The 12,435-nt window shown below is 39.5% G+C and carries 12 protein-coding genes; 4 read left to right on the forward strand and 8 right to left on the reverse strand.

What is annotated here, in order from left to right; genetic code table 11:
- Nucleotides 1-4: 4 nt before the first annotated feature.
- The 4 genes from FC33_RS03135 to FC33_RS03150 form a co-directional block, all read right to left on the reverse strand.
- Nucleotides 5-1,342 (reverse strand): amino acid permease, encoded by a 1,338-nt coding sequence (locus tag FC33_RS03135; protein WP_057827165.1) that lies wholly within the window; start codon nucleotides 1,340-1,342, stop codon nucleotides 5-7.
- Nucleotides 1,343-1,435: 93 nt separating this feature from the next.
- A complete protein-coding gene (locus tag FC33_RS03140; RefSeq protein ID WP_057827166.1) occupies nucleotides 1,436-2,884 on the reverse strand; it encodes an MFS transporter in 1,449 nt (482 codons plus the stop codon).
- 383 nt (nucleotides 2,885-3,267) lie between these two features.
- On the reverse strand, nucleotides 3,268-3,582 hold the full coding sequence (locus tag FC33_RS03145; RefSeq protein ID WP_057827167.1) for a carboxymuconolactone decarboxylase family protein: 315 nt from the start codon (nucleotides 3,580-3,582) through the stop codon (nucleotides 3,268-3,270).
- A 15-nt stretch (nucleotides 3,583-3,597) separates the two neighbouring features.
- Nucleotides 3,598-4,014: a cupin domain-containing protein gene (locus FC33_RS03150; protein ID WP_057827168.1), complete on the reverse strand. Its 417-nt coding sequence runs from the start codon at nucleotides 4,012-4,014 to the stop codon at nucleotides 3,598-3,600.
- 101 nt (nucleotides 4,015-4,115) lie between these two features.
- Between FC33_RS03150 and FC33_RS03155 the strand changes: the two genes are divergently transcribed.
- Nucleotides 4,116-5,012, forward strand: coding sequence for a LysR family transcriptional regulator (locus FC33_RS03155; protein WP_057827169.1), 897 nt, complete (start codon nucleotides 4,116-4,118; stop codon nucleotides 5,010-5,012).
- On the opposite strand, the gene FC33_RS03160 is transcribed toward FC33_RS03155, so the two are convergent.
- Nucleotides 5,009-5,671 (reverse strand): carboxymuconolactone decarboxylase family protein, encoded by a 663-nt coding sequence (locus FC33_RS03160; protein ID WP_057827170.1) that lies wholly within the window; start codon nucleotides 5,669-5,671, stop codon nucleotides 5,009-5,011. The genes FC33_RS03155 and FC33_RS03160 overlap by 4 nt on opposite strands.
- Before the next feature lie 136 nt (nucleotides 5,672-5,807).
- On the opposite strand from FC33_RS03160, the gene FC33_RS03165 reads away from it, so the two are divergent.
- Both FC33_RS03165 and FC33_RS03170 read left to right on the forward strand, forming a co-directional pair.
- The gene (locus FC33_RS03165; protein WP_057827171.1) at nucleotides 5,808-6,470 is read left to right on the forward strand and encodes a TetR/AcrR family transcriptional regulator; all 663 of its coding nucleotides are present in this window, start codon (nucleotides 5,808-5,810) and stop codon (nucleotides 6,468-6,470) included.
- 89 nt (nucleotides 6,471-6,559) lie between these two features.
- Nucleotides 6,560-9,253, forward strand: a complete 2,694-nt coding sequence (locus FC33_RS03170) for a C39 family peptidase (RefSeq protein ID WP_057827172.1) — start codon at nucleotides 6,560-6,562, stop codon at nucleotides 9,251-9,253.
- A 65-nt stretch (nucleotides 9,254-9,318) separates the two neighbouring features.
- Here the strand turns inward: FC33_RS03170 and FC33_RS03175 are convergent, their stop codons facing one another.
- Nucleotides 9,319-10,029 carry an MIP/aquaporin family protein gene (locus FC33_RS03175; protein ID WP_057827173.1) on the reverse strand — a complete coding sequence of 237 codons (711 nt, stop codon included), beginning with the start codon at nucleotides 10,027-10,029 and terminating at the stop codon, nucleotides 9,319-9,321.
- Nucleotides 10,030-10,227: 198 nt separating this feature from the next.
- Here FC33_RS03175 and FC33_RS03180 point away from each other — a divergent pair, with 198 nt between their 5' ends.
- Nucleotides 10,228-10,878 carry a histidine phosphatase family protein gene (locus FC33_RS03180; RefSeq protein ID WP_057827174.1) on the forward strand — a complete coding sequence of 217 codons (651 nt, stop codon included), beginning with the start codon at nucleotides 10,228-10,230 and terminating at the stop codon, nucleotides 10,876-10,878.
- Nucleotides 10,879-10,908: 30 nt separating this feature from the next.
- Here the strand turns inward: FC33_RS03180 and FC33_RS03185 are convergent, their stop codons facing one another.
- The gene (locus tag FC33_RS03185; protein WP_057827175.1) at nucleotides 10,909-11,538 is read right to left on the reverse strand and encodes an NAD(P)-dependent oxidoreductase; all 630 of its coding nucleotides are present in this window, start codon (nucleotides 11,536-11,538) and stop codon (nucleotides 10,909-10,911) included.
- Between the two features lie 72 nt (nucleotides 11,539-11,610).
- Entirely contained in the window at nucleotides 11,611-12,429 is an 819-nt protein-coding gene (locus FC33_RS03190) for a Cof-type HAD-IIB family hydrolase (protein WP_057827176.1), read from the reverse strand.
- Nucleotides 12,430-12,435: the final 6 nt, after the last annotated feature.

Consider the following 12,435-nt stretch of genomic DNA (forward strand, 5'->3'; position numbering starts at 1 on the left):
TTTACTATGCTTTTCTTCGATAAATTCCATATGCGATAAACATCAAAACGACCCACCCGCATGCAAAGAGCAATGCGAACGCCATTTCTTTTTGTAATAACAATAGTCCTAAAATTCCAATAAAGAATGCCATCGTTACAAAGTTAGAAATTGGATAAAGCGGCATCTTGAAGCTGGTTCCTTCAGGATTTTGCCGCCGATATTTATAATGACACCAAATTAAGGTCAACCAGACAAAGATGAAGCAGACCGTCGAGATGTCTGAAATAATTTCAAAAATTTTGGCTGGAAGAATAAAGTTTAAAACGACAATGATCAATAACGTTAGTGATGAGAAGACTAACGATGTGACCGGCACACTTCGATTATTAACTTCGCCCATTTTTCGCAGTGCGAATTTACTATGGGAAAGCACAAACAGTGTCCGACTTGTACTAAACAATGCGCTGTTGCATGCAGATAAAGCCGCCGTCAAAACCACAAAGTTGATTACCCCAGCAGCAACCTTCACTCCCAAAGCACTAAAGACTTGAACAAACGGACTAGCCGAAGTCGTAACCTTATTCCATGGGTAGATGCACATCAAAACAAACATTGCCCCAACGTAGAACAAAGCGATTCGGAAAAGCAACGTGTTGATTGCTTTTGGCAAATCACGCTTGGGATTGGCCGTTTCCCCTGAGGTCAAACCTACCATTTCGATTCCGGTAAAGGCAAAGATTACCATTGGGAACGCCGATAATGCTCCTTTGATCCCATTCGGCATAAGGCCGCCATAATCTACAAGGTTGCTGACTGAAACTGCATGGCCGGCAACCTTCGTATGACACACTAACAAAATAATTCCAGTAACGATTAACGCAATGATCGCAAACACCTTAATACTTGAGAACCACGATTCAAGTTCACCGAAAAGTTCAACACTTAATAAATTAAATGCAAGTAAAATAAAAACAATGATCAAGGCAGTCAACCATTGTGGAATATGTGGAAACCAGAATTTAATGTAAATTCCGCTGGCTGTCAGGTCCGCCATCGCAATACTTTCCCAGCAAAGCCAGTATGTCCACCCAATTACAAATTCAAATCGATCTCCAAGATAAGCGCGAACAAATTCAATGAATGATGATTTGCTTGTATCTGAGAGAACAAGTTCACCGATTGCCCGCATCATAAAGAAACAAAAGATTCCAGCTACTAAATACAAAACTAACAAAATCGGACCGGCTTGATGAATTGCATTTCCCGAACCCAAAAACAATCCGGTCCCGATCGCCCCGCCAAGGGCAATCATTTGAACGTGCCGCGAAGATAGTTTGCGTGCAAGTTTATTCTCTTCCATTCTCTAATCGCTCCATTATTTTCGAGATTAGTTTAATTATACCGTATTTTACAAACAAATTTGGCATGTTTCATGTGAAACATGCCAAAAATTTTAATCCGTTTTTTTCAAAAGATTATATCCGATTGCAATAACCAGCAATCCACATGAAACGAGCATAATGTCTTGCAGCCCGCTATGTAAAATCATTCGCATTTGCGGAAGCAGATGAGCTGGTAATTCATGCACCGTTGCACTGTCACTTAGTTTATCCATCATTGCAACCGTAATTTTCCCATGGGTCGGCCGAACACCCCGAGCAAGCGCCATATTCATAATCACGCCGTAAATCGATGACATAAATGTTTGCGCAAGAATCCGAATCAAATAACTTACTGACGTTGCAATTCCGACATCCCGGTGATCAACATCCTGTTGCACCTTGATCTGAAGAATATTGAAAATTACCCCAACGCCAAAGCCATAGAAAATACTAAAGAAGCAGATCCATCCAATACCGGCGTTAACTTTACTGCACAGCATTCCAAGCGGTGCAAGGAAGGCAATCACCAATGCCAGCGTAATCGTATTTTGGTCGCCAATTTTTCTCCGGAACGAATGCGTTAACTGCGACCCGACAAAGTCAAAAATCGAGCCTGGAATTTGGGTCATTCCCCCAACTAGTGCAGTCATCGCCAGCAACCCTTGAGCCCACATCGGCGCATAGATACTGAACGAAATCGTTCCGCCCCATGCGAGTGCAAAAATCACTAAGTCTTTAACCAGTTTCGAAGATTTAAAGAGGTGCGTTGGAATAATCGGATCATTAACCTGCTGCTCGTTTTTCCAAAATAGGATCAATAAAATTCCGCCAATTAAAAGTAAACCGACGATCCATTCCCACGCAACCATTCCAAGAAGTTGAATTCCCATTAATGCAAATGCCAAACCGATGATCAAAAAGACTGAACCCCGGTAGTCAAATGGCGTTTGAATTACTTCAACCTGTTCCTTAAAGAAGACGTTCAAAATTAAAATCGTAATGATCCCAATTGGGAGGTTAATATAAAATACCCAGTGCCAGCTTAACGTATCAACGATCCAGCCACCGACTAACGGGCCAATAATCGTGGCCCCGCTCCATGCAGCCGAAATATAGGCTAAGCCCTGCGACCGCCGGTGAATGTTCCGGTATAATTGGGCCAAAATAATATACGGGATCGAACCCATGCCGCCAGCACCAATTCCCATAAAAGTCCGGGCAATAATAAATACCCAGATATTACCGGCCGTTCCTTCAATCATTGACGAAACGATAAAAATTAAAATCGATAATCCAAAAGCTTTCTTATTTCCGATTCGATCGCCAAGTTTCCCCCAAAGCGGTGAAAAAACGGCCATTCCTAGAAGAAAAACGGCTACGATCCAGCCCATATACTGAATTCCGTGTAAATCCGAGATAATCGCTGGCAACGCTGTATTAATGATCGTTGCATCCAAGCCGGACATGATACTTGCCAAAAGCAACGATGCCATTACCCAATTTCGCTGTCTTTTTGTCATTCTAATCCCTCTTATAACTTATCTTGTTTTGTACCTTCTATTATATCGATGGAACGGGATAACGTGAACGTTTATCTATATATTTTTTTATTTTAATGCAAAAAAAGAAGGTGTGACAAAACAGTAAAAACGAGCGTGGTGGAAGCAGAAAAGCGAACGAATCGCGCAGCATAGATTCGGAAGTTTTCGAACTTCCACTCAGCTCGTTTGTTTTGGAACCCGATTATGCGGATATAACAAAAAGGTTGCAACTTATGTCACAACCTCTTCATTATGAATTTACTTACAATCTTCTTAAAAGCTTTATTTAACCTGTTTAAAAGCCAATTTTCAGTTTTGAGTTTACTTCCTGCACTTTTAAATTGACTTCCATTCTTTAAACTTTATTTCCAAATTTCCTTGGCCATTTTCAAAACGGTCCAAGCTTTAGGCCAGCCCACGTAAAACGCTAATTGGGTGACCGTTTCCACAATTTCGTCTTTCGTGATTCCATTGTCTTTTCCATGCTGCAAATGGTATTTGAGTTGTTCGTAATCCCCATTCGTCATTAATGCTGCAATGGTGATCAAGCTGCGATCACGCGGACTAAGTTGGTCTTCACGCGCCCAAACTTGACCAAATAAAACATCATCATTTAATTCAGCAAACTGCGGAGCAAAATCGCCTAACTGATCGTGGCCGGCTGTTTGTTTTTCCATTTTAAAGCCTCCCTTTTATTTACCGAGTTGATCATATTCTTCATCAGAAACCGGTTCACACCATTCACTTTCGCCTTTTGTGATGGCAATGTGTGAAAACCAGCTATCTTTCGTTGCCCCATGCCAGTGTTTTACGCCTTCATGAATTGCAACCACATCACCAGGTTTAAGCAACTGGGCCGGTTTACCTTCTTCCTGATACCAGCCTTCACCGGCAGTGACCAGTAAAATTTGAAAACCATTATGGTGAATGTGCCAATTATTTCGACAACCGGGTTCAAAGTTAACGCTTGAAACCCCAACATCAATGTTGTCATCCTTGGATACTAATGAATTTAAGTAACTGTTTCCAATAAAAACATTTGCGTACTGAGTATTTAATTTTCCAAAGCCGAATAAGTTATTTTTGACTTCATTTTCATTCTTTCCCATTGCGAATCCCTCCTTCATTTTTAATTGTACTGGTTATCAATTATGATTTAAAATACTTATATTAAATTAATTACAATGCCTAAAATGAATGGATGATTTTTATGGAAACACGTATTTTAAAGTACTTTTTGACCGTTGCCAAAATGCAAAACATTACCCGCGCCGCTCAAGAATTACACATTACCCAACCAACATTAAGTCGCCAGTTAAAGCAGCTTGAAGATGAATTGGGGACTCAATTATTGATTCGAGGAAAACGTGAAATCACGTTGACAGCCGAAGGAAAAATGCTCGAACATCGCGCCCAGGATATTTTGACCCTCATCAACCAAACGACCAGTGAAATTCAAAGCTTTAATCACCATGAACTTAGCGGCACAATTAATCTGGGATACGTTGAAAGCAACGTTTCCTTCTTTGTTGATGATTTAATTGCTGAGTTTCAAACGAAGTATCCACTGGTAAAATTCCAAACGTACAGTGCAATCGGCGATGATATTAAGGATAAAATCGATACGGGAATTTTAGATCTCGGATTCGTGATCACTCCCATCGAAACCGCGAAATATAATTACCTCAGTCTGCCGATTTATGAACGTTACGGAATTTTTGTCAATCAGACACATCCGCTTGCGCATCAATCAACCATCACTGCCGATGACCTAGGAGACTATCCCGTTATCTATCCTTGGCGGAACATTCTTCAAAATGAATTAAGTGCGGTTGTCGGACTTGATCCGCAGAAATTGAATATTAAAATTACAGCAAATTTATCGCCTAACAGTTTGCCGTTAGTCCATCAACACGATTACTGCATGTTAGGAATCGATAGTATTAGCCGTTTTAATCCTTATAATGACATTGTCTTCGTCCCATTTGAAAACTATTTACAGACCAGCCACCGTCTGATTTGGCGGAAAAATCATCACTATTCCGAATTAATAATGACCTTTATCGAATTTGTTAAGCACCATGTTTCACATGAAACACAAGCCTAAGCATTGAGTTCCTGCGCTGCGGCATGCACTTTTTGAATGCTATTAATTACCAACGGGAAGCCAATATATGGCAACATATTAATGATCGTCCAAACAATCAACGATTCATCGTTGCCAGCTTTAAGACAGCCCTTGGCATGCGCCTTGATTTGAAAATCAACATTTAATGTAATCAGCGCCATTAATTCATATAACTCGCGTTCAGCCACTGTAAGAATCTTATGCTGGTAAAAATCACCAAAGAAATGGTTTGTTAAATGATCAGCCACAAAATCACCCGCACCATCTGGAAGGTCAGTAAGGAGATTACGAATTTCCGTTCCGTAAATTCGTGCCTGAACATCTTTGCTGAATTGCGAATCATTTTGGCGTTGCATTTGGCGATTTGCAGGGATTACCTGATGAGCAACTTTTAATGCTGCCTGGACTTTGCCAACTCCAACTATCGGTTCAAGTTGGTAAATAACTTCCAAAATTTTTTCTTCGTTTATTCCCTGGTCAACGGCTGCTTGAACGTAAGATTCAATTTGTTCTGGAATTCCTTGAACGGTGAACGCAATAATTGGAAGTATTGCTCTTTGTTCTTTTGAAATCGGTGTTTGGTCAAAGTCTTTCAAATAATCATTAAAGATTGTGTTGAATTGTTGGTCCGTTTTCATTTCTATCCCCTATCCTTTCTTAATTAGGCTATGTTAAACTATATTGTGTTTATTTACACTGTGTAATTTAAATCACAATTTCACAATAATTTACACAGTGTAAATTGTCAATTAAAATATAGGAGAAGATCTTACAATGACATTTCAACGTGCACGCAACGACGAACAACGGCAAATTCGAATTAACCAAATCACAACGGCAATGATTGAACTGATGGAAGACTTGCCATTCGATAAAATCACAATGAAAAAATTAGGCGAAAAACTATCTTTCACCCGTAACAATTTATACCAGTACGTGAAATCCAAAAATGAAGTGATCCTGCTGATCATTCAACAGGATTTTGTTGAGTGGGCCAATAGCCTTCACGATAATCTTCAGCCACTTAAGACTCCAACCCTGAGTGCCTTTTGCAAGGTCTGGGTTCAAGCTGCCGTTAAGTACCCGCGGATTCTTCACTGGTTCCCTTTGCTTGGAGAGTTAATTGAAAAGGACATTACGCTTGAAAAGTTAATTCCATTTAAAAAAAGTTATTTTAAAATTTTAGAAGCAGTAAAAAAAGACATTATCAAAGTCCTTCCCAAACTGGATTCTGCACAAGCTGAACGGCTCGTATACTTTCATTTAAGAGTGCTTCCCCATCTTTTCCACCTTTACAATGAATCAAACGTTCAAAAGGAAGCAATTAAACAAGCCGGCTATCCGGGACCACAAGGAAGCTTTGAGGAACAAGCTGAAATTGAAATGCAAATTTACGTGAATGGGCTTTATAATACAGATTTAGAAATTAATGAATAGTCTGAAATATTTTGGCTTGAAAATGTCGTTTGTGTGATATACTTTTTATCGTTTATAAAAAAGTATATAGATAAAGGATGTATATTTAAATGTTTAATGAAGAGAAAAAGCGTTATAAACTATACAAATCTGGGAAAATGTGGGTCACTGCTCCAATTTTGTTTTTAGGAGTAACTTTAGGAACAACATCAGTTGCAAAGGCTGACCAAATCCAATCGCACTCAATCAGCCAACCAGTCGCTATTCAGCAAAAACAAATTAGTTCAGTTTCCACAAGTAATCAAAAAAACGCCGTTGTTCTTTCGTCAAAGGCAACAAACTCTAGTTCACAGATTAGTAATTCTTCAAGTCAAGTTAAAGACCAATCTAGCCAAAACCAGGAACATCAAACCGTTACAAACTTTGCTGCTGTTCCTGCTAAAAATGAGCAAAACCAACAAGCTCCAAAACAAAATACCAGTGTTTCAGTTCCCCAACCTCAACTGAAACAACAAACCGTGGTTCAAAAGCCAGAGAATCAATCACAATTAAACCAACAATCAAAAAAACAAAATCAAATTGTTCAACCATCGCAAGGTTCTCTCGATAAATATACCTTTGCTGAAAATCATCCAGATGCTAAGCAAGTTAATCAAAATAACAATTGGTACTTACAAGAAAATGGCAAAAATTTAACTGGTTTCCAAAAAATTAACGATCAGAATAAGATTTGTTATTATAATCCAGCAAACGGCGCCATGGTATACGGCCAACAAAAAATTGGTGATAAATGGTACCTTTTCGATAAAGTAACGGGTGCTCTTCAGTTTGGATATCAATGGATCAGTGATCAAAATAAAGAAGTTTACTATGATCCTAATAAAGGAAATATGGTTTACGGTCTTCAAACTATTAATGGTAAAGAACAGTATTTTAATCCAACGACCGGCGCCCAGGCAAAAAATCAATATATTTGGGACCAAAATACCAACGCGGAGTATTACTTCGACGGTCTTGGAAACATGGTCCACGGGCAACAAAAAATCAATAACAAATGGCAATATTTCGATCAACAAAGCGGTAAACAAGTAAAAAATCAATTTGTAAACATTAAAGATCAAAACAAAACTGTTTATTATGACAGTTTAGGTAATATGGTCTATGGCCAACAAAATATTAACGGTCATTGGATGTATTTTGACTCAATAACTGGTGCCCAAGCAAAAAATTCATATGTTTGGATCGGTAATCAAAATAAAGAAGTTTACTACGACCAAAACGGTAATATGGTCTATGGTCTCCAAACTATTAATGGTCAAAAACAATTCTTTGATTCAGTAACTGGTGCCCAAGCAAAAAACCAATATGTTTGGGATCGAAACACTAATGCTGAATATTACTTTAATGGTCTCGGTAATATGGTTTACGGACAGCAAAAAGTTAATAATAAATGGCAATATTTTGATCCGCAAACTGGTAAACAAATTAAAAGCCAATTCGTAAATATTAATGATCAAAACAAGACCGTTTACTATGATGGCCTCGGCAACATGGTTTATGGGCAACAAAGAATCAATAATAACTGGTACCTTTTTGACAATGTAACGGGTGCAATGAAGACCGGTTTCCAATACATTGATAACCAACACAAAACCGTTTACTATAACGGTCAAGGACAAATGCTTTATGGTCATCAATCAATTAATGGGCATAACTACTTCTTTGATCGTGTTACAGGCGCAATGACAACTGGATTTTTAGCTGATCAAAGTAACCATCAAATTTATTATTACCAAAGCAACGGTCAAGGAGTAACCGGAATCCCAACCATTAATGACCAAACATACTCATTTGATAATTCAAGTGCCCTTGAAACAAACGGCCAAGTGAAAATTAACAATGACTGGTATCTTTTTAATCAAAATCATTTTGTAACAGGATTCCAACATATTAATGATCAAAACAAAACTGTCTATTACACCAACGACGGAAAAATGGTCCACGGCCAGGCTCAAATCAACGGTCATTGGTATCTTTTTGATGACGTAACTGGCGCAATGAAGACCGGTTTCCAATACATCGGTGACCAACACAAAACCGTTTACTATAACGATCAAGGACAAATGCTTTATGGTCAACAAAATATTAACAATGACTGGTATCTTTTCGATAATGTGACTGGTGCAATGAAGACCGGCTTACAGTATATTGGTGATCAGCATAAATGGGTCGTTTATGCCAATGACGGTAAAATGTCTCACAACGACACAACGATTGGACGTGAAACATTCTATATTAATAACGTAAATGGTGCGGTCGAAGGTGTATTTAACAACGCAGATATCGTTTGCCAACGTCCTGAACTTCCAACGGGATGTGAAATCACAGCCGTTACAATGATGCTCAAGTATGCCGGCTGCAACGTTAATAAAATTGACTTAGCAAATGAAATGCCACGAAGCAATGATGGCAATAAAGGATTTGTTGGAAATCCATTTAGTCCGAGCGGTTGGTGGATCTTCCCTACCGGAATTGCTCCTGTTGTAAACCACCATATCGGACACAGCCAAATCATGACCGGTGCAAGTTTAGATGCAATTAAAGATAAGCTGATTCAAGGTCACCTTGTTGTTATTTGGGTTGCAAACGTTGATGGTTTTGTAAACCACGCACTAACCTTAACTGGTTTCAGAGGCGACACGTTATATTACAATGATCCTTGGACAGGCCAAAAAGCAAGTATGAGTACTGGATACTTCTATCAACACTGGAATGCTGATGCACAACGCGCAATTAGTTACTAATTAAAAAAATTAAATACAAAAATACCGATTTCTAGAATTTGAAATCGGTATTTTTATTATTAACTTTATTTCATCAATGCTACATGCAAACCGGCAGCTAAAATCCCGCCGACGATTGGGCCAACCATTGGAACCCATGCATATTTCCAATTAGCGGTTCCCTTATTTGGAACTGGCAAGATCGTATATGCCAACCGTGGACCCCAGTCACGCGCCGGGTTAACCGCAAAGCCGGTCGTACCACCAAGCGCCATTCCGATTGCGGTGATGATCAACCCAACGATCAATGGCTTTAATCCTTGAGTGAAGTTACCTAAGTCCAATAACGTAAAAATGAAAATGAATGAAGCAATCAATTCGCTAAAGAAATTAAAGACCGGACTGTCAATTGCAGGAGCCGTTGCAAAAATTCCTACTGAATTGCCATCTGCTTTATCTTTTGAAGCCTTAAAGTGTGGGTAGTATTGAATTAAAACAAGCGCTGCTCCAACAAATGCTCCCAAAAATTCACCAATTAAATATGGCAACACTTGACTCCATGGGAATAACCCGCAAATTGCCGTTCCTAAAGTAATGGCCGGGTTAATAAAGCCTTTTGAACCTAACGTTCCGGCAACGTAAACCCCAAACGTGATTCCAAGACCCCAGCCAAGGGATACAAAAAGCCAACTTTGACCCCGACTGAAGGTCCCCTTTAAGTTGATTCCAGCACCGACGCCGCAACCAATGGCGGTCAAGATCATCGTGCCGAAAAATTCACCGATAAATCCATGCATAATCTCCTATGCCTCCCAATTTAATTTTGAAAATCAATTCTCAATTTCAAGAACTGAAATTAATTTTCACAACATAAAAGATTATAGCTTTTTGTTTCAGAAAATTCGATCAATCACCCTTTTCTTAAACAACTTTAAGAAATTTAATCAGGTATGATAAAATAACAGTAATCAAATTACAGTAAATGGGGAATAATAATGAGTTTTACAATTTATTTAACCCGTCATGGGCAAACAATTTTGAATAAATATCGCCGCTTTCAGGGATGGTGTGACGCACCTTTAACTGATCAGGGAATTGAAGACGCCAAGAAAGCTGGTCAACGACTTAAAGACGTCCAGTTTGACTTTGCTTACAGCAGTGACTCACCGCGTGCAATCCAAACCCGCGACATGATCATCGCTGAAAATCAATTTAAAGCGCCTGAAACGCACGAATTGCCCAACTTCCGGGAACAATCCTTTGGATACTTTGAAGGCGCTGATTCCGGCCATATTTGGACAATGGTAGGCCTTCCGCACGGGTGCAAAACATATTATGAAATTTTAGACAATCTGGGGGCTGCTGCGACCCGTGATCTCCTCCACGAAGCTGATCCATGGGGGGATGCCGAAGATGATCAAACTTACTGGAATCGAATCGCAGCCGGGTTCGAATACCTTAAAGAACATCACGGGAACGGTGAGACTTTGCTTCTCGTAAGCCACAGCTTGACGATTCGGACAATTGTTGATCACTTCGCACCGAAATACAACGCAACCGTTAACGGCCCGAAAAACGGATCAGTAACCAAACTGGTTGTTGATGATCACGGCAAAATTTCAGTTGAATATTATAATCATTACTAAAATAAGCACGCAAATTGCGTGCTTATTCTTTTACCACCGAACCGAAATTCGTTGATTTTCATGTTTGTCGTTTTTAATTTCATCAACCAATGCCCGCGCATAGTCGGCATAACTGATTTCGCTCTTGCCATTTTTATCAAATGATAAATTATCACCAGTTACGATCACATAATGTCCTTGCGATTCATCGGTCGGTTTAAAGTTAACCGCCGGACTGACATACGTCCATCTCAAATCCTTGCTGATCCGTAAATTATCAAAAGCAACACTCATTGCCTTTGCTACTGGCCGTGCCTTTTCAGGGAAATCCTTCGTATCTACTAATTGCATGTTCATTTCTGGATCAGCAATCAAACTGCCTGCCCCGCCAACTACAATCAGCCGAATATCCGTTTTTTGCAAAATCGAAATTAAATGTTGCATTGATGAAACGTGAAGACCAACCGCATCGGCATCCCAAGTTCCAAAAGCATCAACGATCACATCAAAATCCTTGACATCGTCAGTTGTTAAATCAAACAAATCTTTTAACAATACATTTTGAGCTGCAGTTTGATTTTCATGTCGAACAATTGCGGTCACGTCAAATCCTTCTTCAACGCACCGTTTAACGATTCGCCGACCGGCCCGTCCATTGGCGGCGATAACTCCAACCTTCATTTTAAGTTCCTCTTTTCATTCATCTCTATATCAACCATTTTAACTGATATCTTCAAATTATGAAAAGGTAAATTATTCAAACATTAATTTTAAGGTCTTGCCAATTCCATCATGATTGTGATCAGTAACCGTGATCTGATCCGCATATTCCTTAATTTCATCACGAGCATTTCGCATTGCTACCGCCGTTCCGGCAACCTTAAACATTGACAGGTCATTTTCTTCATCCCCAAAAACAATCACGTCTTTCAAATCGACATTTAACCGTTGAGCAAGGCGCTGAACCGCATTCCCTTTACTTGAATCTTGCGGTAAAAACTCAAGAAAAATCGGACCGCTTCTTACAATCTGAAATTCGTCAAAATACTTTGCCGGAATTTGTTTTGCAACCATGGTAATCCTATCCGGTTCATCAGTCCATAGACATTTCTGAATATCCTCCCCTTCTAAAAAATCGTAATTATCGGTTTCAACCGGTACCAATTGACTGTCGCGAATATCCTCCAATGCTTGGGCATTCATTTGCGAATTGACTGCATATGATTTCTGGGATGCGACAACTAAAGTATCGCCGACCCTTAGTTGCTTCGCCAACTGATCAGCTTCAATGGCCTGATCAGCCGACAAATAATGGGCATCAATTGATTTCATCGTTGCTAAGTCAAAGACGTTGCCCCCGTTAAAAGTAATTGCATATTCATCCGGCATGGCCCACAATCCAAGCGTCATTAAGTAATCCTTTAAGCCATTGATCGAGCGTCCGGAACATAAAACAACTCGATGTCCTTGAGCAATCAACTTTTTTAATTCATGTTTGGTTTCCGGCATGATCTCCTTTTGGTCATTTACCAACGTTCCGTCAATATCCGTTACGATCAGCTTCTTTTTCATAATCAT

It is taken from the genome of Ligilactobacillus aviarius subsp. aviarius DSM 20655 (assembly GCF_001436315.1).
Lineage (GTDB): Bacteria > Bacillota > Bacilli > Lactobacillales > Lactobacillaceae > Ligilactobacillus > Ligilactobacillus aviarius.

What these genes read in the sequence shown, in the direction of transcription:
- FC33_RS03190 (WP_057827176.1), bottom strand. Translation starts at nt 12,429, where the DNA reads ATGAAAAAGAAGCTGATCGTAACGGATATTGACGGAACGTTGGTAAAT.
- FC33_RS03145 (WP_057827167.1), bottom strand. Translation starts at nt 3,582, where the DNA reads ATGGAAAAACAAACAGCCGGCCACGATCAGTTAGGCGATTTTGCTCCG.
- FC33_RS03160 (WP_057827170.1), bottom strand. Translation starts at nt 5,671, where the DNA reads ATGAAAACGGACCAACAATTCAACACAATCTTTAATGATTATTTGAAA.
- FC33_RS03180 (WP_057827174.1), top strand. Translation starts at nt 10,228, where the DNA reads ATGAGTTTTACAATTTATTTAACCCGTCATGGGCAAACAATTTTGAAT.
- FC33_RS03170 (WP_057827172.1), top strand. Translation starts at nt 6,560, where the DNA reads ATGTTTAATGAAGAGAAAAAGCGTTATAAACTATACAAATCTGGGAAA.
- FC33_RS03140 (WP_057827166.1), bottom strand. Translation starts at nt 2,884, where the DNA reads ATGACAAAAAGACAGCGAAATTGGGTAATGGCATCGTTGCTTTTGGCA.
- FC33_RS03150 (WP_057827168.1), bottom strand. Translation starts at nt 4,014, where the DNA reads ATGGGAAAGAATGAAAATGAAGTCAAAAATAACTTATTCGGCTTTGGA.
- FC33_RS03135 (WP_057827165.1), bottom strand. Translation starts at nt 1,342, where the DNA reads ATGGAAGAGAATAAACTTGCACGCAAACTATCTTCGCGGCACGTTCAA.
- FC33_RS03165 (WP_057827171.1), top strand. Translation starts at nt 5,808, where the DNA reads ATGACATTTCAACGTGCACGCAACGACGAACAACGGCAAATTCGAATT.
- FC33_RS03155 (WP_057827169.1), top strand. Translation starts at nt 4,116, where the DNA reads ATGGAAACACGTATTTTAAAGTACTTTTTGACCGTTGCCAAAATGCAA.
- FC33_RS03175 (WP_057827173.1), bottom strand. Translation starts at nt 10,029, where the DNA reads ATGCATGGATTTATCGGTGAATTTTTCGGCACGATGATCTTGACCGCC.
- FC33_RS03185 (WP_057827175.1), bottom strand. Translation starts at nt 11,538, where the DNA reads ATGAAGGTTGGAGTTATCGCCGCCAATGGACGGGCCGGTCGGCGAATC.